Annotated in this window: 24 protein-coding genes; 15 read left to right on the top strand and 9 right to left on the bottom strand. The window is 40.7% G+C overall.

The annotated features are described in order from the left end of the window. Positions 1-2: 2 nt before the first annotated feature. Together BLQ57_RS01920 and BLQ57_RS01925 are read right to left on the bottom strand one after the other, a co-directional pair. Positions 3-656 carry an MCP four helix bundle domain-containing protein gene (locus BLQ57_RS01920; protein WP_087937777.1) on the bottom strand — a complete coding sequence of 218 codons (654 nt, stop codon included), beginning with the start codon at positions 654-656 and terminating at the stop codon, positions 3-5. A gap of 80 nt (positions 657-736) precedes the next feature. Continuing rightward, complete coding sequence (locus tag BLQ57_RS01925) at positions 737-1,483, bottom strand: glycoside hydrolase family 16 protein (protein ID WP_240507731.1); 747 nt, start codon at positions 1,481-1,483, stop codon at positions 737-739. Positions 1,484-1,615: 132 nt separating this feature from the next. Between BLQ57_RS01925 and BLQ57_RS01930 the strand changes: the two genes are divergently transcribed. Both BLQ57_RS01930 and BLQ57_RS01935 read left to right on the top strand, forming a co-directional pair. After that, entirely contained in the window at positions 1,616-1,816 is a 201-nt protein-coding gene (locus BLQ57_RS01930) for a CsbD family protein (protein ID WP_087937779.1), read from the top strand. A gap of 115 nt (positions 1,817-1,931) precedes the next feature. Beyond that, complete coding sequence (locus BLQ57_RS01935) at positions 1,932-3,095, top strand: homogentisate 1,2-dioxygenase (RefSeq protein WP_087937780.1); 1,164 nt, start codon at positions 1,932-1,934, stop codon at positions 3,093-3,095. Between the two features lie 121 nt (positions 3,096-3,216). Here BLQ57_RS01935 and pafA read toward each other — a convergent pair whose 3' ends face one another. Beyond that, complete coding sequence (gene pafA, locus BLQ57_RS01940) at positions 3,217-4,845, bottom strand: alkaline phosphatase PafA (RefSeq protein WP_087937781.1); 1,629 nt, start codon at positions 4,843-4,845, stop codon at positions 3,217-3,219. Between the two features lie 112 nt (positions 4,846-4,957). Here pafA and BLQ57_RS01945 point away from each other — a divergent pair, with 112 nt between their 5' ends. Further along, the gene (locus tag BLQ57_RS01945) at positions 4,958-6,556 is read left to right on the top strand and encodes an aminopeptidase P family protein (protein WP_087937782.1); all 1,599 of its coding nucleotides are present in this window, start codon (positions 4,958-4,960) and stop codon (positions 6,554-6,556) included. Positions 6,557-6,702: 146 nt separating this feature from the next. After that, complete coding sequence (locus tag BLQ57_RS01950; RefSeq protein WP_317042209.1) at positions 6,703-6,969, top strand: GxxExxY protein; 267 nt, start codon at positions 6,703-6,705, stop codon at positions 6,967-6,969. Between the two features lie 52 nt (positions 6,970-7,021). On the opposite strand, the gene BLQ57_RS01955 is transcribed toward BLQ57_RS01950, so the two are convergent. Continuing rightward, a complete protein-coding gene (locus BLQ57_RS01955) occupies positions 7,022-7,612 on the bottom strand; it encodes a carboxypeptidase-like regulatory domain-containing protein (RefSeq protein ID WP_087937783.1) in 591 nt (196 codons plus the stop codon). A gap of 164 nt (positions 7,613-7,776) precedes the next feature. Here BLQ57_RS01955 and BLQ57_RS01960 point away from each other — a divergent pair, with 164 nt between their 5' ends. The 3 genes from BLQ57_RS01960 (at position 7,777) to pruA (ending at position 10,567) form a co-directional block, all read left to right on the top strand. Beyond that, positions 7,777-8,160 (top strand): ArsR/SmtB family transcription factor, encoded by a 384-nt coding sequence (locus tag BLQ57_RS01960; protein WP_087937784.1) that lies wholly within the window; start codon positions 7,777-7,779, stop codon positions 8,158-8,160. Positions 8,161-8,166: 6 nt separating this feature from the next. Then, positions 8,167-8,862 (top strand): YjjG family noncanonical pyrimidine nucleotidase, encoded by a 696-nt coding sequence (locus BLQ57_RS01965; RefSeq protein ID WP_087937785.1) that lies wholly within the window; start codon positions 8,167-8,169, stop codon positions 8,860-8,862. Between the two features lie 70 nt (positions 8,863-8,932). Beyond that, positions 8,933-10,567: an L-glutamate gamma-semialdehyde dehydrogenase gene (gene pruA / locus BLQ57_RS01970; protein WP_087937786.1), complete on the top strand. Its 1,635-nt coding sequence runs from the start codon at positions 8,933-8,935 to the stop codon at positions 10,565-10,567. 577 nt (positions 10,568-11,144) lie between these two features. Here the strand turns inward: pruA and BLQ57_RS01980 are convergent. The 5 genes from BLQ57_RS01980 to fabG all read right to left on the bottom strand — a co-directional run bounded on the left by BLQ57_RS01980 (position 11,145) and on the right by fabG (position 16,722). Continuing rightward, the gene (locus BLQ57_RS01980) at positions 11,145-12,419 is read right to left on the bottom strand and encodes an SPFH domain-containing protein (RefSeq protein ID WP_087937788.1); all 1,275 of its coding nucleotides are present in this window, start codon (positions 12,417-12,419) and stop codon (positions 11,145-11,147) included. 4 nt (positions 12,420-12,423) lie between these two features. Continuing rightward, entirely contained in the window at positions 12,424-13,203 is a 780-nt protein-coding gene (locus BLQ57_RS01985) for a hypothetical protein (protein WP_087937789.1), read from the bottom strand. Between the two features lie 519 nt (positions 13,204-13,722). Beyond that, complete coding sequence (locus BLQ57_RS01995; RefSeq protein WP_087937791.1) at positions 13,723-14,574, bottom strand: DMT family transporter; 852 nt, start codon at positions 14,572-14,574, stop codon at positions 13,723-13,725. After that, positions 14,574-15,794, bottom strand: a complete 1,221-nt coding sequence (locus BLQ57_RS02000; protein ID WP_087937792.1) for a hypothetical protein — start codon at positions 15,792-15,794, stop codon at positions 14,574-14,576. Before BLQ57_RS02000 ends, BLQ57_RS01995 begins: the two co-directional genes overlap by 1 nt. A gap of 181 nt (positions 15,795-15,975) precedes the next feature. Continuing rightward, on the bottom strand, positions 15,976-16,722 hold the full coding sequence (fabG, locus tag BLQ57_RS02005) for a 3-oxoacyl-[acyl-carrier-protein] reductase (RefSeq protein ID WP_087937793.1): 747 nt from the start codon (positions 16,720-16,722) through the stop codon (positions 15,976-15,978). Between the two features lie 297 nt (positions 16,723-17,019). On the opposite strand from fabG, the gene lpdA reads away from it, so the two are divergent. The 8 genes from lpdA to BLQ57_RS02045 all read left to right on the top strand — a co-directional run bounded on the left by lpdA (position 17,020) and on the right by BLQ57_RS02045 (position 25,525). Further along, complete coding sequence (gene lpdA / locus BLQ57_RS02010) at positions 17,020-18,417, top strand: dihydrolipoyl dehydrogenase (RefSeq protein ID WP_087937794.1); 1,398 nt, start codon at positions 17,020-17,022, stop codon at positions 18,415-18,417. A gap of 91 nt (positions 18,418-18,508) precedes the next feature. Next, positions 18,509-19,042, top strand: coding sequence for an RNA polymerase sigma factor (locus tag BLQ57_RS02015; RefSeq protein ID WP_087937838.1), 534 nt, complete (start codon positions 18,509-18,511; stop codon positions 19,040-19,042). Next, complete coding sequence (locus tag BLQ57_RS02020; protein WP_087937795.1) at positions 19,042-19,869, top strand: anti-sigma factor; 828 nt, start codon at positions 19,042-19,044, stop codon at positions 19,867-19,869. The genes BLQ57_RS02015 and BLQ57_RS02020 overlap by 1 nt, the downstream gene beginning before the upstream one ends. Positions 19,870-19,983: 114 nt before the next feature. Further along, a complete protein-coding gene (locus BLQ57_RS02025) occupies positions 19,984-20,436 on the top strand; it encodes a DUF2721 domain-containing protein (protein WP_087937796.1) in 453 nt (150 codons plus the stop codon). A 102-nt stretch (positions 20,437-20,538) separates the two neighbouring features. Beyond that, positions 20,539-21,489, top strand: a complete 951-nt coding sequence (locus BLQ57_RS02030; protein ID WP_087937797.1) for a glycerophosphodiester phosphodiesterase family protein — start codon at positions 20,539-20,541, stop codon at positions 21,487-21,489. Next, entirely contained in the window at positions 21,479-22,492 is a 1,014-nt protein-coding gene (locus BLQ57_RS02035) for a threonine aldolase family protein (RefSeq protein WP_087937798.1), read from the top strand. The genes BLQ57_RS02030 and BLQ57_RS02035 overlap by 11 nt, the downstream gene beginning before the upstream one ends. Before the next feature lie 159 nt (positions 22,493-22,651). After that, the gene (locus tag BLQ57_RS02040) at positions 22,652-23,914 is read left to right on the top strand and encodes a replication-associated recombination protein A (RefSeq protein ID WP_087937799.1); all 1,263 of its coding nucleotides are present in this window, start codon (positions 22,652-22,654) and stop codon (positions 23,912-23,914) included. Between the two features lie 279 nt (positions 23,915-24,193). Continuing rightward, entirely contained in the window at positions 24,194-25,525 is a 1,332-nt protein-coding gene (locus tag BLQ57_RS02045; protein ID WP_087937800.1) for a M16 family metallopeptidase, read from the top strand. Positions 25,526-25,544 lie beyond the last annotated feature (19 nt).

Genomic DNA, 25,544 nt, shown 5'->3' on the forward strand with positions numbered 1-25,544 from the left:
ATCTATGAAATCATACCTTTGGTCTCCTCGGATTTTCTAAAGACTAATAAAAACATCACAACGATTAAAATAATAAGTAGGGCTACTTCAAATTGAGCCCAGATTTGGGATCTATTGATCAGTACTTTTGCTTTGCTGATAAGCTTTTCTCCCTCTTCCATTTGAATTTTACTGAGATTATCAAGGTCTAGGCGTGCTTGAGAGATTTTTTGATCATAGAGTTTTACTTGTTCTACATTGATTCCTTGTTGATCATTGTAAAGCAGGTCGTAACTCTTTATGCTTAGGTCATCAACAATTATTTCCTTGAAATCGCCCAAGTATTCACCTTCTTGAGTGGTAAGATTGGTTGCTTCAAAGTCTTCGACAATAGCCAGAATCCTATTTTCGTGTCCTTCTATTTCATCTACCACCCTGGAATAATCATAATCGAGGTTACAATGATCTACTAGTTTTTGGATCTGAAATAGATGCTCTGAGATTTGAAAAATGTATCCCTCTACCACTAATCTATCGTTGTAAACCTCTGTAAACGTGCTACTAATGCTTTGGAATGACTGTCTTTCGATCAGGTTTTTCGCATAGATTAATAGAAGTAAAATACTGATGATTAAGAGGGCACGTATTTTTCTTCTTTTGAGACCGGGATTTTGCATAGCTTAGTATCACTAACAGGTTAGAACTTACATTTTATAAAAAGATTCAGAGATTGCCAAGGAAATCCTTAATCTCGATCTTATAAAGGCATCTTATCATACACGCGAACGTAATCTACTTCCATTCGCTGCGGCCAAATGGATGCATCTACTCCTTCTTTTCCACCCCAATTTCCTCCGACAGCTAGATTCAACAGCAAGTGAAAGGGTTGATCAAAAGGCCACTCTGCACTTGATTTACCCGTATTTTCAAAAGTGAAGTACAGCTTGCCATCTATGAAGAAATCTATTTTTTCAGCAGTCCAATTGATAGCGTAGGTATGAAAGGCTGAGTTAAAATCAGGGACTATGACCTGCTTACCTACTTCAGTGCCTATAGAATGGTTAAAGGCTTCCGTATGAACTGTCCCGTGAACCACTGCGGGATCGAAGCCTACGTGCTCCATGATGTCAATTTCACCGCTTCTGGGCCAGCCGCCGTAAGTATTATTCTCAGGAAGCATCCAGATTGCAGGCCATGTGCCTCTACCTTCCGGGAGCTTAGCACGGACTTCAATATACGCATATTTCCATGACCCTTTACCCTTAGTGACTAGTCTGGCCGAGCTGTACCCTTTTTTTGATTCGGCCTCGGAATGGGCTTCGATGATTAAAATACCATTCTCAATTCTGGAGTTTTTTGGCTTAGCTTTTTTGTAATCTTGAAGCTCATTGTTTCCCCACCCATGGTCACCTGTATCATAAGACCATTTGTTTAAATCAGGTAAACCTGCAGTTTCAAACTCATCAGACCAAATTATTTTTTGAGCATGTAATGGATTGTACATGAGTAGTATTACTAGGATAAAGTGAGTGAATAAAAGGATTGATTTTTTCATTTGTTTAATAGTTTTGAAACTATTTTATATGGATGGCGTATACTATAGTATAATTATTTTTAACCAAAACCCATAAATTTTATGTCTTTACAACTTAAAGGAAACTGGAATCAAATAAAAGGTAAACTTAAACAAAAGTATGCGTCCTTAACCGAGGATGACCTGAAATATCAAGAAGGTCAAGAAGATGAAATACTTGGTTTACTTCAGGAAAAAACAGGGGAGTCAATTGAAAATCTTCGAAAAATGATCTTTGAAGATGAAAAGCAAGAGACGACCTAATAGGTTTAACAAAATAGGGAAGGGCTAGTTGTTTATTCAACTGGCCTTTTTTTATGGCTTGGCTTTTTCACAAGCTATCAGAATCGTAACTTGCTACCTATAAACCCAAATTAATATGGCATATTATCATCGATTGGGGGCTATCCCGCCCAAAAGACATACCCAATTTAGGCAGCCGGATGGTACCTTATACAAGGAAGAACTGGTCAGCTCTAAAGGCTTTTCTGGCATTTATTCCAACTTATATCATGTCCATAATCCCAATAATGTAAAATCTATTGGTGAACCTCGGCCTTACAAGTGGACAGTTGCGGAAGATCATGGCCTGAAACAAACCCATCTAAAAACCTCCGGGGTGGAAGTGACAGGGGAAGACTTCTTAAGTGCTCGTCGGATGCTCATGAAGAATAATGACGTGATGATGGGAATTTGCACTCCTAAGAACCGAAAAATGGACTTTTATTTCAAAAATGCCGATGGGGATGAATTGATCTATATCCATGACGGTGAAGGAGTTCTTTATTCACAATTTGGGAAATTGGAAGTGCGAAAGGGGGATTATATTGTCATTCCTAGGACTACAATCTATCGGTTTGAATTTCAAGAAGAAGGTCCTCTCAGGCTTCTTGTTATCGAATCCCAAGGTCCAATCGAAACCGTAAAGCGCTATCGTAATGAAGTCGGACAGCTTTTAGAGCATTCGCCTTATTGTGAGCGTGATATTCGGCCTCCTCATGAACTTCATGTAGAAAAAGAAAAGGGCGAGTACCTCGTTCAAATAAAGAAGCAAGGAATGCTCCATCAATACCACTACGAGCACAGCCCACTGGATATTGTAGGCTGGGACGGTTACCTCTATCCCTATGCCCTGTCGATTTATGATTTTGAGCCGATCACAGGGAGAATACATCAACCACCACCCGTTCATCAAACATTCCAGGCTTGGGGCTTTGTGATCTGTTCTTTTGTCCCTAGATTATTTGATTATCATCCACTCGCTATACCTGCTCCATATAATCATTCTAATATTGATTCAGATGAAGTCTTGTACTATGCCGAGGGGGAATTTATGAGTAGAAAGGGAATAGACAGAGGATCCTTTACCATTCATATGGGAGGGCTTCCTCATGGACCTCACCCCGGCACTGTGGAGAAATCCATTGGAGCAAAGGCCACAGAAGAGTATGCCGTGATGCTGGATACTTTCAAACCTTTACAGATTACTACCGATGCTTTGGAATTTGTCGATGAAAATTATCCTATGAGTTGGACAGAATAAATAACACTAGATCCATTAGTCTTTTAGAAGAAAAAATTCTCTTGCTCATCAATACGGTTGGGAGGACTTAAAGACTTTAAAAAATCCCGCTCTTTTAAAAAAGCGGGATTTTTTGCATTTATCAATCAAATAATTCACGAATGGGCTGCCCTGTGGCACCATTAGGGAGACGGATATTGAGGAGCATAGATACAGTAGGGGCAATATCAGTCACTGTGGCATATCGAGTACTGCTTCCTGACTTTACACCCCAACCGTAAAAGAGTATAGGTACGTGCGTATCATAGGTAAACCCTGTCCCATGTGAAGTTCCTCTAGCACCGCCTGTAAGCCAAGCTGGCTCCAAGATCATTAATAGATCTCCGGAAGCCTTGTGATTATACCCCATCTGAAGCAAATGAGGTCTGTCTAAGGCAAAATTCGTGTTTCGCATAGCATGAGCTGTATAGACTTCTTTGATTCCATTGAAGCGTAGAAGGAAGTTCGCAAGGTCATTTTGCATATCTAAAATGTTGACACCTTTGTCTCTCGCTAATCTATGGTTGAGAAAAATTTGGTCATTTGATCCGTTAAGGATCCAGTCCCCTTCTCCGTATACTTGAGAAGTGTAGCCTCGGAGTTGACCTAGAATGTAACCTACATTAAGATTTCCCGCAGGGACATTTTCACTTTGCATGTAAGTAGCGATATCTGCCACTCCATGGTCAGCTGATAAGAAAATCAAATAATTGTCCTCACCGTAGGTTTCATCTAGGAAGTTTAGAAATTTCTCCATTTCTCTGTCGAGACGGATATAATTGTCCTCCAGTTCTTTGGAAGTAGGTCCAAATCGATGGCCGATATAATCCGGAGAAGAAAAACTTACCGCTAGGAAATCAGATTCTTCACCTTTTCCCAGGTTTTCACCTTCAATAGCAGCATAAGCAAAATCCAATGTCAAAGAATTGCCGAAAGGGGTAGCGGCAATCATTCCATATCCACCATTATCTTCTTTGAGCTTGGCCAAATCATATGGGAATGTAGGGCTATCTTTTCCGATAAATGGGGCTTCAAAGTCATTATTGTCATCAATACTATTGATATACTTTCCCATGGGTAAAAGAGGCTCCCAAGTTTGAGACAAATACTTTTCCACTTGCTTTTTGGCATTGAAGTTTTTCACCCACTTTGGAAGTTCTTCGTAGTAATAGGTCGACGTCATAAATTCCCCATTATTACTATCATACCAGTAAGCATCACCTAAATGCCCTCCAGGAAGGCTTGCACCCCGATCTTTAATCGCAACAGCGACTACTTTAGAACGCTTATTAGAGGCAAATCGCAGTTCGTCAGTAATGGTAGTGGTTAATAGATTTCTCGGACTGATCTCTCCACTCATTGGAGTTCCACCTACATTGGTCACAGTACTGTCTTCCGCACAATAGATTGATTTGTTCAAGCTTCTGACGTACCAGTTATTCCCGATGATGCCATGGGTAGCTGGTGTAGTGCCGGTATAAACTGAAGCATGTCCAGGCCCTGTGTAAGTGGGTATATAATTGTAATGACCATTTTTCATCTCAAAACCATCTCTAAGCAATCTTTTGAAACCACCTTCTGAATAGTTTTCTGAAAATTTGTAAAAATATTCCTGACGCATTTGATCTACTACGATACCCACGATTAGTTTGGGTTTAGGAGTAGTCTCTTGGGCTAAAATCGAAAGGGAAATGAGGGAGAAGAGTGTTCCCAAAAGGATGTTCTTTTTCATTTTTAAAATGTTTGTCCTCCCAAAGATAAGGATATGAAGCTATCTGTGGATTAAGACTTTGTTAAATGGCTAAAAGAACAGACATTGTAAGATTGAAAATAATTCCCAAATCATGAAAAAACTCAATCTTCTCTTTTTTGCTCTGTTTTTGACTACGGTATCCTTTGCACAGTCTTATTTTGAAGATGGCCTTTCCGCGGATTGGCACCGTTCTCGTCGAGAAGCTCTTCGAGCTTTGATGCCAGCTAACAGTATGGCGATTCTTTTTAACAATCCGGTAAAAAACAGGTCTAACGATGTGGATTTTATCTATCATCCCAATACCGATTTTTACTATTTGACTGGTTTGAGAGAGCCCAATGCCGCTTTGATTCTCTTTTCGGAGAAAAGACAAATCGGGGAAATGGAAGCTGATGAATTGATCTATGTACAAGCCCGAGATCCCAGAGCTGAAATGTGGAATGGGAAACGGCTAGGAATCGAAGGAGTACAGGAGAAGCTCGGCTTTGATCAGGCATTTTTATATGATGAATTTGGGAAGAAGCCTGTATTAAATTTTGATGAATTTGATAAACTCCTAACTTTCAATTTATCTCAAGATATCGAAGGTAGTAGCTCCAATAATGGATTGAAAAAAATGATCAGCGATTTTAAGAAAGCTTCTAATTATCCTGAGGAAGTATCTGAGGTCCGCATGCAGATGTATCAGATGATACGGGCGACGGATATTGAAAACTCGGCAAATGTCGCTCAAATAATAGGCAGGTATAAAAACCGCTATCCTGAAGTAGCCAATGATCAGGTGTTAAAAGATTTTATGGAAGCAGAAAGTCCCGAGAAAAGGATGGAGGTCAGGGCAAAAGTGCCAGAGACTAAGACTGATATTTTTGCCCTGTCTCAGATGATGGATGTACTCAGGGAGGTAAAGACGGCTCCAGAAATCGAACTCCTTGCAAAAGCGGCTAAAATATCGGCTATAGGCCAAATAGAAGTCATGAAAGCGACTAAGCCAGGCATGTCTGAGCGTGAGATTCAAGGGGTGCACGAGTTTATCTACAAGCGGTATGGAGCAGAAAACGTAGGTTATCCTTCCATTGTGGGTGGAGGTAATAATGGCTGCATTCTGCACTATATCGATAACGATATGAAGCATATCAGCGAGCGGCTTATCCTGATGGATCTAGGAGCGGAATGGCGAGGGTATACGGCGGATGTAACACGTACTATCCCAGTCTCTGGAAAGTTTAATGATGAAGAAAAAGCTATTTATGAACTGGTGTTGAAATCGCAAGAAGCAGGAATAGCGCTATGTAAACCGGGTGTTGAGTTTGGCGAAATCGGTCGAGTAACTCGAGAAATCATCAATGAGGGATTAGCCGAATTGGGAATCATAAAGACCGGTCAGCGTCACAATTATTTTCCGCATGGGACCAGTCATCACCTAGGTCTAGATGTCCACGACCGTGGAGGATATGGTCCGCTGAAAGAAGGAGTGGTTTTGACAGTAGAACCAGGAATTTATATTCCCGAGGGGAGTGATTGTGATCCGAAGTGGTGGGGCATCGCAGTGAGAATAGAAGATGATATTTTGATCACGAGCGGAGATCCTGTCAATTTATCTGGGGATGCTCCACGTACAGTAGCAGGGATCGAGCAAATGATGCGTATACCAAGTGTCTTAGAAAACTGGGTCTTGCCCGAAATCGATTAGCAGCTCGCTATTGCGCTACGGAGCGAAGAAAGGTTACTATTTTGGAAATGCACGAAAATGATATTACAAAATTAATTTTGGACAAGGCATTTTTGATCCATAGATAGTTGTGTTCAGGATTGCTTGAATCGATCTATGAAAAAGTCTTGGCTTTTGAATTAAAAAATGAAGGATTAAAAGTGACAAGTCAAGAACCAATCACTTTCAAATGGGATGGCTTTGTTTTTGAGAAAGGATTTCGAGCTGATCTGATTATTGAGATTAAGGTGATCATTGGAGTGAAATCATTTCAAATTTTATCACTGGTTCACCCAAAGCAATTGTTGACCTATTTGAAATTAACTGAATTAAAGTTAGGACCACTTCTCAGTTTAATGAGGCACTGCTCAAAGACGGAATCAAAAGAGTTGTAAAAGGATTATAAATTTCAATAAAACTCGTCGCGTCGTCGCTAGCTGAAAAACATTAATCCCGGCTTTTCAAATCTCCACGCTTGATTGATCGAATGAATTGCCCCCATGCAAAGGGATCGAGTAGACGAAGTGGTCTAGGACCGTATAGGTCTTGATTTTGAAGCATCTGACCCTGCTGGAAATAGCGGAAGTTTTCATTGCCAGAGGCAGGCATCTGCTCGGCCCATCGCAATAACATTTCAGGACTCATATTGGCGCGGCTAATGGACATCGGGTCGACCACATTCATAGCCAATACAGCATCTTTAAACTCCTTTTCGCTAGGGTAAGGCATTACTTCTATTTCAGCCAAGGCAATCTCATCCACTTCCATGGTCAGAATCAGACTGATTTTGTCAGATTCTATATTAGAAGGGACCTTAAAAGTTTGCCTTTTTAAACCGATAAAACTAAAAACCACACTATCTCCTTCCAATACAGGCATGGAGAAATAGCCGTATCTCCCACTACTGGTGCCTCGGCCCTTTTTCGGAACATAAATATTTACACCAGGAACGGCATCAGTGCTGTCAGCATTTAAAATAATACCAGAGAGCTGAATTACTTTTTTATCAAGATCAGTTTGTGCGTGGGCATCAGACATGCCAAGCCATATTGACGAAACGAAAGCAAGTGCTAAGATTAAAATTGGATTCTTCACGAATTTGTAACTAATTGGTCAGCCAAAAGTTGGCGGGTTGGAATCTGAATACCCTAATTTCGGGGGTTTTTTTAAATTCGCCAGTAAATCTTGGTTAAAACTTACTAATGCGCCTCAAAAATATCAGTTTAAATTATGGATTACGAATTTTCAAGGCATTAGGTGAAGAACCTCGTGTGCGAATTATCCATTTGTTGATGCTGAATAAAGAATTAACCATTTCTGATTTGGAACATATTTTGGATTTTACCCAGACCAAAACCAGCCGTCACCTCATTTATTTGAAGAATGCAGGACTTTTGGGAAGTCGTCGAGTAGACCAATGGATGTTTTATTACATCCTTGAAGAGTACCTGGAAATCATTCATCAGATTTTTAAGTTTATACAGAAGGATGCTAGTTTGATTCGTGATCAGGAGACTTTCGAAATACTCAAATCCAATCGTGAATTGGCCATCAATAAAATTCAGAATAATCAATACCGTAGATAAAATCATTTGAAAACTTACCAACACCTCTTCTTCGACTTGGACCATACTCTTTGGGATTATGATCGAAATGTCACCGAGTCCTTATCGGAACTCTATGAACATTACCAACTCACTGAACTTGGAATTCCAACTTTTGAAAAGTTTTTTGAGGCATTTCATGCTGTTAATTTTCAGCTTTGGGATTGGTACAATGTGGGTAAAATCGATAAAGTCAATCTCCGAAAAGAGCGTTTTCCCCGGATCTTTACACATGCCGGGGGGCGTGCAGAGGGTATTCCTGTCGAGTTTGAAGAGGATTTCATGCATCGGACTTCATCCAAGCCTCATGTTTTTCCTTATTCTAAAGAGATCCTCACTTACCTCAAAGAGAAGTACAAAGTGCATATTATTACCAATGGCTTTAATGAATCGCAGGCCAAAAAAATGAAGTCATCAGGTTTAGATGTTTTCTTTGATTTGGTGGTAACCTCAGAGACGACTGGTCATAAAAAACCGGATCCACGAATTTTTCATTACGCGATGGGGCAGTTGAAAACAAATGCCAAAGATTGTCTCATGATCGGAGACAATCCCCAATCGGATATTTTGGGGGCGCAGCGGGCCGATATAGATCAGGTGTATTTCAATCCTGAGGGTAAAGTTTCAGATATTTTACCGACCTACGAAATAAAGCATCTTCAAGAGCTGGAGGCACTTTTGTAAGTAAAATCACGCTCCTTTAGCCTCGGAAATCCTATCTTTGAAATTCAGAAATCACATAAACTCCAATAGTATGTTAAAAGGTTTTTTCAACGTGCCTACACCGGTCAATGAGCCGGTGAAATCCTATGCGCCGGGAAGCCCTGAGCGTAAAGAATTACAAGCCAAACTCGCCGAGTTGCGAGCCACTCAAGTCGATGTGCCTATGTACATCGGTAGTGAGGAAATCCGTACGGGAAAAACTAGACCCCTCTCTCCTCCCCATGATCATCAGCATATTTTGGGGCATTTTCATGAGGGAGATGCCTCACACGTCGAGCAGGCGATCAATGCAGCTCTGGGAGCTAAGGAAGCTTGGGAAAATCTGGAATGGGAACAGCGTGCTGCCATTTTCTTAAAAGCAGCCGATTTATTGGCGGGTCCTTACCGAGCCAAGATCAACGCAGCTACTATGCTTGGACAATCCAAAAATGCCATGCAGGCTGAAATTGACTCCGCTTGTGAGTTTATCGATTTTCTTCGGTTCAATGTGAAGTACATGACAGAGATATATGCTCAGCAGCCGCCTGTTTCAGGTGGAGGGGTATGGAACCGTTTAGAGCAACGGCCATTAGAAGGCTTTGTATTTGCCCTGACTCCCTTCAACTTCACTGCAATCGCCGGGAATCTCCCAACTTCTGCAGCCATGATGGGTAATACCATCGTGTGGAAACCAGCCTACACACAGATCTATTCAGCGAATGTGCTGATGGAAGTCTTTAGAGAAGCTGGAGTTCCCGATGGAGTGATCAATTTGATCTATGTAGATGGACCTACGGCTGGGGATATCATCTTCAAGCATCCTGATTTTGCAGGAATTCACTTCACAGGTTCTACGGGCGTATTCCAGCATATCTGGAAAACCATAGGAGAAAATATCAAGCTTTATAAATCCTATCCAAGAATCGTGGGAGAGACTGGTGGAAAAGACTTTGTACTCGCACACAAATCCGCTGATGCCAAAGCTGTTGCTGTAGGATTGGTTAGAGGTGCATTTGAATACCAAGGCCAAAAATGCTCTGCTGCTTCAAGAGCCTATATTCCATCCAACCTTTGGGAGGATGTTAAAAAGTACATGCTGGAGGATTTGGCAAGCCTGAAAATGGGTGGAACAGAAGATTTTACCAACTTTATCAATGCAGTCATTGATGAGAAGTCATTTGACAAAATTGCCAAGTATATAGATAATGCAAAAGCTGCCGAGGGAGTAGAAATCATCGCGGGCGGTAACTACGACAAGTCTAAAGGTTACTTCATCGAACCAACTGTCATCCTGACTCAGGACCCGATGTACACAACCATGTGTGAAGAGATTTTTGGTCCGGTTTTGACCATCTACGTGTACAATGCGGAGCATTTTGAGACGGTGCTCGAACTCGTCGATCAGACTTCCCCTTATGCATTGACTGGCGCTGTTTTCTCCCAAGATCGCTATGCCATAGAATTGGCTACGCAAAAGCTAAGAAACGCCGCGGGGAATTTCTACATTAATGACAAGCCAACCGGCGCTGTGGTCGGTCAGCAGCCATTTGGTGGAGCGAGAGCTTCCGGTACCAACGATAAGGCCGGCTCGATGATCAATTTGCTCCGCTGGGTGTCTCCACGCACCATTAAGGAAACCTTTGTGTCTCCTACGGATTATCGATATCCTTTTTTGGGGAAAGATTAATTGACCTTTGGGGTTTTGAAAACCCCGAAGGTCTTATTGCAAAAAACATTCAAGTTCAGAAAAACTTCGAGGTAGAAAAGACCTCGAAGATTTTCAAGAGCCTCGGTCCCGATAAAATCGTGATCGGGGCTTTTTTTGTGACCTAAAGGATTAAAAAAAAATCGAAAGCCCCGTTTACTAGAAAAGATTTCTTTACAAAAACATTTAATATTAGTCACAATTTATTGTTTTGCTTTAAATACGGTGTAAACAATTAGAACATAAATTAACATCAAAATACCGTTTACAATTACATAAAGCGGGGCTGAAAACTCAGAAAAAGAAAAAATTAAATTGCTCGAAAAAGCAATCAAAAAGAAAATGCCTGAAACTACCCTCATCATTGTTGTGGTTCTTGGAAACCTGAAACTAATCGCTATCGCCAATAATAAGCTAATCGTAGTAAACAAAAAACAGCCCAAACTTAACAGCGTTTTGTTTTCAAAACTGTAAAAGCGATAAAAACCATAGGCTATTAATCCACACACTCCGATTGCAATGGCTGACTTAACTAAATTTATTTTCACCTCTTATTTAGTTACACGCCTGGAGGCGGGGGTGGAACATTTGAAAATAGGTTTGCAAGTTCAGTAATATTACCTGCCAATTCCCATCCAGTCATGCCCTCTTTCCATGCATAATGATTTTTTGTCAACTGTCCGTTTTGTGCAAGTTGTTTGATTTGTTCAAGATTGTATGGACCAGATTGTTGTCCGTTAGATGAGATATAATAAAGTAAAGCTGGTGGTGGCGGAGGCATTTTATTCAGGTTTGTCATCATTCCTCCCATTTGATTACCCATAGTACCACCGATTCCCATTCCCACCAGAAGACCAACGGGATTTAAACCTCCACTATCTCCTCCGCCAAGATTTATATTTCCCATTTCTCCCAAATTCTCGGCAGCGGTTTTTAAAACTTCGGATTGTTTATTCAATTGATGAACTTGGAAATTTTTACCCTCAACACCTAATTCCACATCCTTTCGATTTATTCTCAAGGTTTCATCCAGATTTTCAATCTCAATGTCTGTTTTTGCCTCAATAAATTTGGTTTGTTGGTCGGCAGTGGATTTTTTGAGTTGAAGATAGTGTGGATTTTCCTTGTCCAATTCTAAGGCACTGATATCAATCCGCTTAAAGTTGATTCCGAAATCATCTTCAAGAACTGCCTTGATTTTCGATTTGACCAACTCACCGATTTCGTCAATTTTTCTTTCCAGTTGCATAACCGGAATATTTTCATCCAGAGGAATGTTCAATACGATTGATTTAACTTTACGAATGAAAAACCCCTTGATTTGATTTTTAAAATCTTCAAGGTCAAATTCACGAAGCCTATTTAATTTTATAAATGATTTGTAATCAGTCAGATTAAAAGTCATACTACCTCTTACTGCACAAGGAACACCCAATTCAGGAAAACGCGGGTCGAATATATCAAAATACGGGATCCCGAATTTTATTTGATTATTTCTTGCGAGGTTGATAAAATAAATTTCCGCTTGAAATGGGGAACTGCCACCAAATGCAGCTCCGACAATACTTGTAAGAACAGGAAAGTTGGCTGTTCTAATGGTATCGTCATGTGGGCCAATAATATAATCCTGAATTGTTCCTTGATTTTGCTGATAGACAAAAACTGCTAGTTCTCCGTCTTTAACGCGTAAACTGCTACCATAGCGGATCGCGTTTTCTTTCTTTGAAGAATTTGCAGTACCCGAAGGTTTCCATTTCCAAACAAGATATTCCGGTTCGTCACAGCGGATGACATCCATGAGTCCGCCTTCGCTTTTATTTCCAAATAATATCATTCTGTTATTTTTTGGAACTTAATTGCGAGACCATATTTTCTATTTCTGCAAGCAAAGATTTGTCATCTTTCAAAGACATTTTTGCTTTAAAAACGACCTGGTCTATTTTTGATTTCCATGCAGGAACTAATGCATTGTGTTCTTCCTCTGCAATAGTCTTTTTGCTAAAAAAACCCTTCTTAATAGGAGTGGCCTTAGAAATACCTAAAGTTAAAAATTCCAATAAAGGTTCTTTTGTATTTGGAATTGGAAAGCTAGTTATTATCTGTACTTTTCTTGAATGAATTTTTTCTTTGTGCAATTCCTCATGTTTTTTTAGTCGTTCTTCATTTTTCTGTTTATCTAAAGCTGCATAAGAATTCCCCATAATACCACCTAGGATCCCTCCCATATCACCAGTGTGAATTTCTCTAAATTGATCCTTAGGAATATTATCCGCTTCCATTAACGCTTCAAACAATTTGTTAATGGTAGCATCGCTTTGAATATCCCTAAATTCATATCCACAATCTGAGCATTTACCTGAAAAAGATTGAACAATTGATCCACAAGAAGGACATTTTTTCACATCACCATACTTATCAGATTTTGGTGCAGAAACTGGAGGCGAATCTTTTTTTGCTTGATTTTTCTCGAAAAGCTTTGCATCAAGCACCATTTCAAATTCATCCAAATCAATACCTTCTGCTTCTGCTTTTTTAAAAAGAACTTGCTTTTCTTTTTCTGTTAGCTCGCCATCAGCAAGGGCAAGTTCAATGAGTTTTTCTACTTGTTCGTTATACATTGTTGGATTTGATTAAAGAGCTTTTTTTTCACTATAGATTAGAATTAACTACTTCATTATTCTCCTTTCTATCTCCTCCACTGAATGTACCGTGTCGATAATTTCACCGTTAGTAAGGCAAATTCTTGATTCAACTCGGACCCTCACTTTATCATCATCTTTCCTTTTTGAAAGGTCAATTATGTGGAGGATATGGTTGACATTGATCAATCTGTGGTCTGAACCCTGCAATGTCAAGGGGTTATAATTATCTTCGATTTTGATGAACATTCCAGTTTAATTTTGGGTGACTATTTATTCTAAAGATTTCAGTTAGGAACTTTTACTTTTAATCGGGCAGAATCAGAAAAAACCCGATTGTACAAATGAAAAACCCTTTTACTCAATTAGCTTGTAAGGCTTTACTAATTGTTTGGCCAAATTACCAATGTGATTCAAAGAAAGATGGACAAAACTGTTCCAAATAGGCTCAAATAGCCGGGCAGCCCAAAGCAAAAAGAAATAACAAGAACCTAAAGACTACAGAAGGAAAACTCCCCCTGCTATCATCAAAACGAGGGACACCCAGTGCAAAACATCCATGCGGTCGCGAAATACCATACCTCCAAAAATCACTGTCAATACCGGAACAGCAAAACCAGCGACAGATGCCAAAAATGGATCTGCTGTTTTTAACCCAATCGTACCCGCAAAAATCCCTGCAAAAATTACCACTGCCATCAAAGCCATTTTAAGGGTTGATTGACTCTCGGAATTTCGGGAATTCTCTGCCGGTCTGAAAAAAATGCCGAGCAGTGACGTGGTAATCAAAACAGTGGTTTCCTGAGTACAGATGATCGCCAAAGGAGGAAAGATCTTCAAGCTTTCCCATTGAATCAAAAGGGAAACTGAAAAGGAAAGCGTCATTCCGATTAAAAGTAAATGGTGTTTAAACACAGTCTTTTCCTTCTGAGCTTTGAGACGATCGTTAAAACAGAACACTAAATAACCGGTCATCATTAACACTGAACCCAAAATAGCTTTGGTTGTGAGACTTTCTTCACTGAATAAGTATGTGTAACACCCCGCGATACCCGTACCCAAAAGTGAATAAAAAGCCATTTGAATCAAGCTCCCCGATTTCAAAAAGGTTACCATTAAAACCAATCCTAACACTCCAAAAAGTGATGCAATGAATACATAAATTGAATTGGGGTGGAGGATAAAATCGATAAGATTTACTTGAGTAACCCAGGCAGCCCCAAGAGCGAAGGCAAAAGTGAATATTGCTCTCCGACTGATTATATGCAAGGGTTGTTCGCCTTTCAAAAAGAGCTTCCAGAGCACATTGTTAAAAGCGTAGAGACAAACTGAAAGAAAAAGCCACAACATTACCTATCTCCCTTTATTAGTTGTGCCACCACTTCATAATCTCTAAAAATTGTTACTCTTATGAAGTTATTAACCAAAAGAGGCTCAAATTCATTAATTACAATATGAGCCTTTTCAAATTCATCAACTAGAAAACAAGCATACGCTCTATAGATTTTGAGCTGATTGAGGTTGATTTGAGTCCAAATATCTTTGCCCAACTCATTTGAATAAGGTAGAAATTCAAGAACTTTTTGAATCAATAAATCTCGTCTCTTTGAAAATAACAGTCTCACAATTATAAGAACAGCGATAATTCTGGCATCATCATTTATTTGATCAAAGTATTTCTCAAACTCATTTTTTAGAGAATTTGGTAGTTTTTGGGATTCCACTTCCAGCATCAAGATCCCCAACCTTCTTGCTTTTGGAATCGCATGAACCGGATCGGTCTCCTCAAATTCCCGAATCGGTTCGAGCCATTGACGGCTTGATATTTTTTTTAGTTCGGCCCATTGATACATCAAGCAGTTGTAAAACAACTTAGATTCCAGACCGGTCTTATGCTTTTTATACTCTTGGAGCAGGTCATAGTAATATCCATCTAAGTGGTCCTCATCCACATACCATTCAATTAAAAACTCCCGGGCTTTTTCACTTGCACCAAAATATGGGATCATCTTTTGCATCAATCCGGCTTTAATAAGCTTAATTACAAGATTGTGAATGAAAAAATAGATTTTCAGAGAATCCTGTCTGTAGTCAAAAACACCATCAAGTTCGAATAGCTGTCCTAGTATCGAAATGTTTCTTTGAGATATTGCAGCATCTACGATGGCCTCCAGAAGGTTAAACAAGTTGGGGCTATCAATAAATTTGGATACTTGCTTTCTAACCTCATCAAGAGATGAAATACCTCCAATTTGAATCGCAGAAATTACCTGTAATAAATCAAAATGATTAAGTTCAGACTCCTTTTCAACAAAATCTTTCCAATTGTAGTAGCCTAGGCTTTGGCAAATGAGGTCTAAAGTGGACTTGGTCGGCGAATGCGGGGAATCGTATTGAAAAACCCGACGCAGGGTACTTTGGCTTACACTAACGTGAGTTCTTTCAAAAAGGAACTCAGAAACCCTGTAATAACTCTTGTTTGCGTTGAAAGATACATTTACCCTCTTCGCCAGCCTCTGTCTTAGTCTTTCAAGTAGTTTTTCATCTAGGTCACCAATGGCTTTCGGCATAGATTGTTACTTTTTTTCGGTTTGAAATACTAAGCTATAAAAATCAGTGAATTCAAATCGTGGATATAGGCTGCAGGCCAAGAATCGTTCTCCAAATCCAAAATCACCTTGTTCATAAACAAATAAAACAAAAAAGCGACTGAATCTCTCCAGCCGCTCGTAAATCGTAATTCAAAAATCCTTAAGTATACATCGCTCCATTCACATGGATCACCTGTCCGGAAATGTAGGTGCTCATCTCCGAACCCAAGAAAACGCACACATCGGCGATTTCCTCCGGCTTGCCCCCGCGCTTCATCGGGATAGCATCTCTCCAGCCTTGCACGGTCTTTTCGTCCAGTACTTCCGTCATTTCAGTCTCGATAAATCCAGGTGCCACAGCATTGCATCGGATATTTCTTGATCCCAATTCTAAGGCCACTGATTTGGTAAAACCGATGATTCCTGCCTTGGAAGCGGCATAGTTCGCCTGACCGGCATTTCCTTTGGCACCGACTACGGAGGTCATGTTGATGATTGAGCCGGATTTGGCTTTCATCATGGTGCGGGTGGCCGCTTTGACGGTATTGAAGCAGGATTTCAGGTTTACATTCATGATTTCATCCCAAGACTCCTCGGTCATTCTCATCAATAGATTGTCTCGGGTGATACCGGCGTTGTTGATCAAAATGTCCAGGCTACCGAATTCACTGACCACATTATTGATCAATTCCTCGGCAGCTTGAAAATCAGAAGCATCAGATCGATATCCTTTGGCTTTGATGCCAAATTCCGCTAATTCGGATTCCAATGCTTGCCCTTTTTCTACAGAGGATAAAAATGTAAATGCCACGTTGGCGCCTTCCTGAGCAAATCGGATGGCAATAGCTCTTCCGATTCCCTTGGATGCACCGGTAATTAAGGCTGTTTTTCCTGAAAGTAAACCCATGTATTTTCGTTTTTTTGTTTGTCCCAAAATTAGAAAAAAAGACAGAAGAATCAGGTCGCTTCATTTATTCAATTCATTTTTCCTTGATTTTCAAAGGATAAAACTGTGATTTTTCCTCTGAGGGAAATATTGAAACAAGAAAATTGCTTTTCCCGAATATTTATTCTGTGGATGAGTTTTTATGTCCAATTCAACTGACCATTATTGATCGATAGACTATTTTGACCAAATTTTTTTCTGAATCCAAAAGGCCTATTTTTGCATAGTTTCAATTCGTTATCAACTAAGAATAAAAATATGTCTTCAACCAAATTTGACTTAATCGTTTTGGGGAGTGGTCCCGGTGGATACGTAGCCGCGATTCGAGCTTCCCAGCTTGGCCTCAAGACGGCGATCGTAGAGGCGGAAGAGTTGGGGGGGATTTGCCTCAACTGGGGTTGTATTCCTACCAAAGCCTTACTGAAAAGCGCCCAGGTTTTTGAATACATCAATCACGCCAATGACTATGGAATTAGCGTGAAAGATGCCAAAGCGGATTTTTCCGGAATGGTAAAGCGAAGTCGAGGAGTAGCAGACGGCATGAGCAAAGGAGTTACTTTTTTGATGAAGAAAAATAAGATCGAGGTGATTCCGGGATGGGGAAAAATCCAAGCAGGGAAAAAAATCGAAGTAGCCGACAAAGACGGTAAAAAGACTGTTTATTCTGCCGATAACATCATCATCGCAACTGGGGCTAGAGCACGTCAGCTACCTTCGATGAAAATTGACGATAAGAAAATTATAGGCTACCGCAAAGCCATGACTCTAGACAAGCAACCCAAAAAGATGGTGATTGTCGGTTCTGGAGCGATCGGTGTTGAGTTTGCCTACTTTTACAATGCTATCGGTACTGAGGTGACTATCGTCGAATACATGGACAGAATTGTTCCTGTTGAAGACGTGGAAGTATCTAAGGCCTTGGAGAAAATCTATAAAAAGTCAGGAATGACCATCATGACTTCTTCGGAAGTGACAGGCGTAGATACCAAAGGAACAGGTTGTAAGGTTACTGTCAAAACTGCAAAAGGTGAAGAAACATTGGAGTGCGACATCGTACTTTCTGCAGCTGGAGTCGTATCTAATATCGAAGACATTGGATTGGAAGACGTAGGAATCCTAGTGGATAAAGGTAAAATCAAAGTGGATGAATACTACAAGACAAATATGCCTGGGTATTACGCCATTGGTGATGTAGTTGCTGGACCAGCTTTGGCGCACGTAGCATCTGCAGAAGGAATTATTTGCGTAGAGAAAATCGCAGGTCATACGCCTGAACCTTTGGATTATGGAAATATCCCGGGTTGTACCTATTGTTCTCCGGAAATCGCCTCAGTAGGAATGACCGAAGCTAAAGCAAAAGAAGCTGGCTATGAAGTTCTCGTTGGTAAGTTTCCTTTCTCTGCTTCTGGCAAAGCATCTGCCGCGGGAGCCAAAGATGGTTTTGTGAAATTGGTCTTTGATAAGAAATATGGCGAGTTACTCGGAGCGCATATGATCGGTGCGAATGTGACCGAAATGATTGCCGAAATCGTAGCTATCCGCAAGTTGGAAACCACAGGCCATGAATTGATCAAAACGGTACACCCACACCCAACAATGTCTGAAGCGGTGATGGAAGCGGCTGCTGCAGCTTATGACGAAGTGATTCACCTTTAATTTTGATGAATTATAAAAATATATCGACACCAGGCCGAAACAATTGGTCTGGTGTTTTATTTTTAACCGTGACACACACGAAAAGTTGATTTTGGAAGAAACACAATTAATCGCAGGATTGCGTTCGAGAGACCGAAAGACGGTGGAGTATTTGTATGACAAGTATTCAACGGCGCTTTTTGGAGTGATTTCCAGAATCATTCCTGATCGAGATATCGCAGAGGAGGTTTTTCATGATGCTTTTGTAAAGATTACCCAGAAAATTGATTTTTATGACGAATCCAAGGGTAGGCTTTACACTTGGATGGCTAATATTTGTAGAAATTCGGCTATAGATAAACTGCGCTCCAAGGAAATTTCGCAATCCAATAAGACCAACACCATAGAAGACTTCGTATATGGTTTCGAAAGTGAATCAGGTACAATGGAGCACGTGGATGGAATCGGTGTGAAAGAGCTGATGAATCAGCTAAACGAGGATCAAAAGTTTATAATCGAGTATATTTACTTCAAGGGATATACTCACTCAGAGATTTCGGAGGAATTTGATATTCCCCTTGGAACAGTGAAATCCCGTGTCAGAGCGGCAATACAGGTATTAAAAAAGAACTTAGACAGCATCTAGTGGATATTCAAGAATACATAGCATCAGGCAAACTCGAGCTTTTCCTTCTGGGAGAGTTGACCGATCGTGAGCGTGAAGAAGTGCTGGATCTCGCTAAGGAATACCCTGAAGTACGAGAGGAATTAGACGCTTTGGAAAAAGCCATGTTTGCCTTTGATCAATTGACAGGAAAGGCTCCTTCTGCAAAAGTAAAATCTGACATTTTTGCAAGCTTGGAGGATGAGTTTCAAAAATCTGAAACGGAGGAGACATTGACCGATTTACCAAAGAAGGAAGGTAAAGTAGTACAATCCACTTTTTGGAAAAGTTTTGCAGTGGCAGCATCCATCGTTGCGATAATTGCTTCATTGGCAGCTGTTTACTTTGCTGGTAAATTTTACGACACGGATCAGCGCTTTACGGCATTACTTCAAGAGCAGCAAGTTCTGGCTGATAATCTAAATCAGGTTAAGCAGGAGTACGAAGAAACGGATTCGAGATTAGACCGCTTGGTTGCAGGTGACTTCAAACGAGTAGAAATGCTTGGAGAAGCTCTAGAAATGCAGAAAGATGCCAAAGTGGATGTCTTTTGGGATCAGGGAAAGAAAGAGGTTTTTATTGCGGTGAATCGCCTAAATTCATTAAGTGCCGAATTTGATTATCAGCTTTGGGCTATTGGTCCTGATGGTCCAATCGGAATTGGGCTTGTAGATCCTGCTCAGCCTTTTAGTCTGCAGCAGATGAATGCGGTGGCCGAGGCAGGTGCTTTTGCCATTACGATCGAACCAAAAGGTGGTTCTGAATCTCCTACGCTAGAAAAGCTGGTTGTATTGGGAGAAGTCGCTTAATTTGATTGGTTAAAACATTGAAGCTGGTTAAAACATTGAAGCCCGTTCTTACAAGATCGGGCTTTTTTAATCCCTTTTAGTAAACTTGTAAGTGACTCAAACTATTGCCTATTCATGGAACTTCAACTTTCGACTCCTGCGCTTTTATTTTCGGCTATTACCCTCTTGATGCTGGCTTTTACCAATCGTTTTTTGGCAATAGCAAATTTGATTCGAGGGTTGCATAAAAAATTTAAGGAGAATCCTGACGAGGAGCTTGTCGTGGAGCAATTGCACAATTTGAGACGAAGGCTCTCTTTGATCAAAAACATGCAGCTGTTTGGCATTTTTAGCTTTTTATTGTGTGTGATTTGTATGTATTTGCTTTTCCAAGGCTACACGATTGCGGCTAATTGGATATTTGTAGGGAGCATGGCTTCGTTACTGATTGCTTTGGGTCTTTCATTAATTGAAATTCAGATTTCTACCAAAGCACTAAACTTGGAGCTTTCAGATATGGAAGAGGTATTTCGGTCTCGGAAGGGTAGTTTGGATTTTATTTTCAAAAAAGAGAACAAAAAAGAATGAAATCGAGCAAGACCCAAAGCGACACACAGAGGTATGCCCCGATGGGTCGGGGAATGCTTGCGAAGATTCCATGTGGCCATTAAAAATCAAATTATATAACACATGAAAAAATATTTTGGATTGCTGATTCTATTGATTGGGTTTCAAGCTTGTCAATCTCAGCAATCAAAAGGCGATGGTTCAAATGACGGAACTGGGAAATTAAATCGGATCTCGGTTTTCAATATAGCCGATGCCAGGCAGTTTTATACTTGGACCGCTGATCGAATTCCCATGGTTTCCGCGCACAGGGGAGGGCCTTATCCTGGATTTCCAGAAAATGCGATTGAAACCTTTGAAAATGTACTCATATATACTCCTGCCATTATCGAATTGGATGTGGCAATGACTCGGGATTCTGTATTGGTCTTAATGCATGATGATGAGCTCGACCGGACGACCAATGGAACGGGAAAGGTAAATGAAGTGAGTTATGAATACATTCAAAGTCTGTTTTTGGAAGACATGGATGGGCAATTGACTGATTTCAAGGTGCCAACATTGGAGGAAGCGTTGCTTTGGTCTAAGGGAAAAGCACTGCTTACTGTGGATATCAAGCGTTCAGTGCCTTTTGAAAAAGTGGTGGAAACGGTTCGTACTACAGAGGCGGTGTCTTATGCTGCCCTGATTTCTTATACTTTTCCAGCGGCCAAGAAACTCCATTCTCTTGCGCCAGAATTAATGCTTTCGATCACGATTAGGAACGAAGAGGAAATTCAGCGTTTTGAGGAGACGGGTATTCCTTGGGATCGGGTAATTGCATTTACCGGCTTAGCTGAGAGAAACTGGGAATTCAATGAGCAATTGCATCAAAAAGGTGCCTTTACTATTTTGGGAGTTTTGGGCAACTTGGATCGGAGTGCCATAGCCCGAGGAGATGAAATTTATGTAAGCTTTATTCAAAACGGAGCCGATATTTTAGCCACAGACCGACCGATAGAAGCTGCTGCAGCGATCCGTGGTCTTGTCCCTAATCAAAGTTCAAAATCTATATATTTCAAAAATGCTAATTGATCTGAGAAGTGACACCCTGACCCGACCAAGTCCGGGAATGAAAGAAGCGATGTTTGCCGCACCTGTTGGAGACGATGTCTTTGGCGAAGACCCCACTGTTAATGCTCTTGAGGAGAAAATCGCCAAACGCTTTGGGGTGGAGGCGGCGATTTTTTGTCCATCCGGCACGATGACCAATCAGATTGCTATTCGGCTGCATACTCAAATTCAAACTGAGGTCATTTGCCACAAATATTCTCATATCTATCTTTACGAAGGAGGCGGAATTATGGCTAATTCGCTCGCTTCTGTAAAATTATTGGATGGAAATTTAGGAAAAATTACTGCTGCTCAAGTAGCTGAATCCATCAACCCGGATGATGTTCATGCTCCTGAGACAACATTGGTTTCTTTGGAAAATACGATGAACAAAGGCGGAGGGAGCATTTATACCCTCGATGAGGTCAAGCCTATAGCCGCTCTTTGTCAAGAAAAAGGAATCAAACTTCATTTGGATGGCGCTAGACTGTTCAATGCTTTGGTGGAAACTGGTGATAGTCCTGCCGATTGGGGGGCGCATTTTGACACAATTTCGATTTGTTTGAGCAAAGGATTAGGCTGTCCTGTTGGTTCAGTCTTAGTAGGAAGCAAGGCCGATATCAAAAGAGCTAGAAAAGTGCGAAAGGCATTTGGCGGTGGGATGAGGCAGGCTGGATTTATGGCTGCAGCTGGGATTTATGCACTGGACCATCAGGTAGAAAGATTGAAAGAAGATCATATACGAGCCAGAGCTTTGGGTGAAATGCTGAGCAAACTCTCGGTGGTATCGGAGGTTTTTCCAGTATCAACCAATATTGTTATTGCCAGATTGGAGGGAGTAAGTCCGGAAGAATTCATGAAAAAGCTTTCAGACCTAAGGATAAAATCTGTCAAGTTTGGGAAAGACCTTGTTCGATTTGTGACCCATTTGGATTTTGGAGACGAGCACTTGGAGGAGTTTGGGAAAAGAATTCAGAATATCTAGTCAAGACAGTATTTGACGCTATTCAAATCCAATCATGCCTGAAAAGGCCATTTTTATGCTATTTTTCAATTCTCAAAGGGAAATTAAATCTTAAAGAAAAAATATCCTCATACTCGATACTTTCTGATTTCTTGGCTCTAATCTCTTGCTTCTACGAAAATGAATCCAACTCCTCTAGCCGAACGTATGCGTCCCACCCGATTGGAAGACCTGATCGGGCAGGAGCATTTATCTTCCCCTTCGTCTTTTTTGCATAAGGCCATCAAGTCTGGAAATGTGCCCTCGCTGATTCTTTGGGGGCCTCCGGGAGTGGGCAAGACTACCATTGCCAATATTATAGCCAATGAAATCAAGGCTCCTTTTTATACGCTCTCAGCGATCAGTTCGGGAGTAAAGGATATACGAGAAGTCATCGAGAAAGCGAAATTTCAAATGGGTGTGGTACTTTTTATCGATGAAATCCACCGCTTTAATAAATCTCAGCAGGATGCACTTTTGGGAGCGGTCGAAAAAGGGATTATTCGACTGATCGGGGCGACGACTGAAAATCCATCATTTGAAGTGAATTCAGCCTTGCTTTCCCGCTGTCAGGTATTTACCCTCAATCCACTCGGGAAGACCGAAATGGAGGCGATGATGAAGCAGGCCTTGGAAAAGGATGTGGAGTTGAAAAAAGTAAGCGTAGAATTACAAGAAACAGATGCCTTGTTGCGGATTTCGGGAGGTGACGGTCGAAAGCTTTTAAACTTGCTGGAAATAGTGATCGACGGAATCAATGAAAACCCTACGGTAATCACTGACGAAAAAGTCATGAAGATTGCGCAGCAAAAAGTCGCCTTGTATGACAAATCCGGAGAACAGCATTACGATATTATTTCGGCTTTTATCAAATCCATCCGTGGTTCCGATCCCAATGCTGCCGTGTATTGGCTGGCAAGAATGATCGAAGGAGGAGAGGATGTGAAATTTATCGCTCGCAGGCTGGTGATTTTAGCATCCGAAGATATAGGCAATGCCAACCCCAATGCATTGCTTTTAGCGACTAATTGCTTTGAAGCGGTTAAAATCATCGGCTATCCCGAAGCAAGAATTATTCTTTCCCAATGTGTGACCTATTTGGCGAGTTCACCCAAAAGTAATGCTTCTTATTTGGCAATCAACAAAGCACAGGCCTTGGTCAAAGAAACGGGAAACCTCTCGGTTCCTTTTCACCTCCGAAATGCGCCGACTAAGCTGATGAAGGACTTGGACTATGGCAAAAATTATAAGTATGCGCATGATTTTCCTGGGAATTTCGTGAACCAAGAGTTTTTGCCGGATGAAATCAAAAACACTTCTATCTATCAGCCGGGGGAGAATGCCCGGGAAAACGAACTACGGAAATACCTGTCCAGCAGATGGAAAGGTAAATATGGCTATTGATAGAAAATTTGAGATTTATCAAATAATCTTTACTGGACAATGAATAAAATGCTTTTAAGATAGAAATTTGGATGTATTAAGATTAGAAGCTCATTTATAAATAAAAATATTAGTTCGAATTACTTTTTTGTTTCGATAAAAAGTATGTTTTTAGTCCCCAGATTTATGTTAACTGGTAAAAAAGTCTTTTTTTGGCGCTTTTACCGTCCACCATCGGACACAATAAACAAATCAGGTCGATTTAACGATTATACAACTAAACTAACCATAACTTTTGCTATGAGAAAACTAGCTGCTTTAGGCTTGGTTGCAGGAATGCTTAGTATGCCTGCGCTTGCCCAAAACAAGATTGACTTCAGGGAATTCACCTTGGATAACGGATTGCATGTGATCATGCACCAGGACAATACTACCCCGATTGTCATTACATCGGTTTTGTACCATGTCGGTTCAAAAAATGAAAACCCTGAACGAACAGGATTTGCACATTTTTTCGAGCATTTGATGTTTGAGGGCACTGAAAACATCGAGCGAGGAGAATATATGAATATTATTCAAGGTCGTGGGGGAACGCTCAATGCATTTACTTCTAACGACATTACCTACTATTATGAATTACTCCCGTCAAACGAATTGGAACTGGCGCTCTACATGGAAAGTGAGCGAATGCTTCATTCCAAAGTGGATGTCACAGGTGTAGAGACCCAGCGTGAAGTGGTGAAAGAAGAAAGACGTCAGCGCTACGAAAATCAGCCTTATGGTACTATCCTGCCTGAAACACTGAAGCGTGCCTATGCCGAGCACCCCTATCAGTGGGCGCCGATTGGCTCCATGGATCACTTGAATGCTGCAACAATCGAAGAGTTTCAGCAGTTTTATCAGGATTTCTATGTGCCAAACAACGCCACTTTGACTATAGCAGGCGATATCAGCTACGAGGCCACCGAGGAAATGGTGAGAAAATACTTCTCAGAAATCCCTAAAGGACAAAAAGAGATTTATAGGCCTAATGTAACAGAACCAAAGAAAACAGCAGAAATCCGAGATGTGATTTATGACAATATTCAGATTCCGGCGGTAATTCAAGCCTATAACCTCCCTCCTCAAAATCACCCTGATTCCTACGCGCTTTCTTTACTTTCTACTTATTTGACAGGAGGAAACTCGTCATTAATGACCAAAGAACTTGTGGATAAGCAGCAGAAGGCATTGGCAGTAGCTGCGATACCTTTAGAATTGGAAGATGGCGGATTGTTTTTAATGTATGGAATCGCCAATATGGGTGTAGCTCCGGAGGTTTTGGAAACTGAAATAGACGCACTCTTGAAGCAAGTGCAGCAGGAAGGGATTTCTGATCAAGATTTTGAGAAGTTGAAAAATATCACCGAGAATAATATTGTCAGCGGAAATTCTTCAATGGCAGGTATTGCTCAAAACTTAGCCGAAGCCCATGTGATTTATGGAAACACCAATTATATCAATCAAGTAATGGATGCTTATAGCAAAGTGACTCAAGAGGATATTAAAAGAGTGGCTAATGAGTACCTAAACCTTGAAGGTAGAGTGGTGCTTTATTATTTGCCCAAGCCACAAGACGCTGCTACTGAGTAATTGTTTCATCTAAAACTAA

Source organism: Algoriphagus faecimaris (genome assembly GCF_900101705.1).
Classification (GTDB): Bacteria; Bacteroidota; Bacteroidia; order Cytophagales; family Cyclobacteriaceae; genus Algoriphagus; species Algoriphagus faecimaris.

Bases quoted from the DNA above. Each gene is read 5' to 3' on its own strand.
- BLQ57_RS01985 (WP_087937789.1), bottom strand. From the start codon at position 13,203: ATGTATAACGAACAAGTAGAAAAACTCATTGAACTTGCCCTTGCTGAT.
- pafA (WP_087937781.1), bottom strand. From the start codon at position 4,845: ATGAAAAAGAACATCCTTTTGGGAACACTCTTCTCCCTCATTTCCCTT.
- BLQ57_RS01930 (WP_087937779.1), top strand. From the start codon at position 1,616: ATGTCTTTACAACTTAAAGGAAACTGGAATCAAATAAAAGGTAAACTT.
- BLQ57_RS02040 (WP_087937799.1), top strand. From the start codon at position 22,652: ATGAATCCAACTCCTCTAGCCGAACGTATGCGTCCCACCCGATTGGAA.
- BLQ57_RS02000 (WP_087937792.1), bottom strand. From the start codon at position 15,794: ATGCCGAAAGCCATTGGTGACCTAGATGAAAAACTACTTGAAAGACTA.
- BLQ57_RS01945 (WP_087937782.1), top strand. From the start codon at position 4,958: ATGAAAAAACTCAATCTTCTCTTTTTTGCTCTGTTTTTGACTACGGTA.
- BLQ57_RS01960 (WP_087937784.1), top strand. From the start codon at position 7,777: ATGCGCCTCAAAAATATCAGTTTAAATTATGGATTACGAATTTTCAAG.
- pruA (WP_087937786.1), top strand. From the start codon at position 8,933: ATGTTAAAAGGTTTTTTCAACGTGCCTACACCGGTCAATGAGCCGGTG.
- BLQ57_RS02035 (WP_087937798.1), top strand. From the start codon at position 21,479: ATGCTAATTGATCTGAGAAGTGACACCCTGACCCGACCAAGTCCGGGA.
- BLQ57_RS01935 (WP_087937780.1), top strand. From the start codon at position 1,932: ATGGCATATTATCATCGATTGGGGGCTATCCCGCCCAAAAGACATACC.
- BLQ57_RS01925 (WP_240507731.1), bottom strand. From the start codon at position 1,483: ATGTACAATCCATTACATGCTCAAAAAATAATTTGGTCTGATGAGTTT.
- BLQ57_RS01955 (WP_087937783.1), bottom strand. From the start codon at position 7,612: ATGTCTGATGCCCACGCACAAACTGATCTTGATAAAAAAGTAATTCAG.
- fabG (WP_087937793.1), bottom strand. From the start codon at position 16,722: ATGGGTTTACTTTCAGGAAAAACAGCCTTAATTACCGGTGCATCCAAG.
- BLQ57_RS01920 (WP_087937777.1), bottom strand. From the start codon at position 656: ATGCAAAATCCCGGTCTCAAAAGAAGAAAAATACGTGCCCTCTTAATC.
- BLQ57_RS01980 (WP_087937788.1), bottom strand. From the start codon at position 12,419: ATGATATTATTTGGAAATAAAAGCGAAGGCGGACTCATGGATGTCATC.
- lpdA (WP_087937794.1), top strand. From the start codon at position 17,020: ATGTCTTCAACCAAATTTGACTTAATCGTTTTGGGGAGTGGTCCCGGT.
- BLQ57_RS01995 (WP_087937791.1), bottom strand. From the start codon at position 14,574: ATGTTGTGGCTTTTTCTTTCAGTTTGTCTCTACGCTTTTAACAATGTG.
- BLQ57_RS02025 (WP_087937796.1), top strand. From the start codon at position 19,984: ATGGAACTTCAACTTTCGACTCCTGCGCTTTTATTTTCGGCTATTACC.
- BLQ57_RS02030 (WP_087937797.1), top strand. From the start codon at position 20,539: ATGAAAAAATATTTTGGATTGCTGATTCTATTGATTGGGTTTCAAGCT.
- BLQ57_RS02045 (WP_087937800.1), top strand. From the start codon at position 24,194: ATGAGAAAACTAGCTGCTTTAGGCTTGGTTGCAGGAATGCTTAGTATG.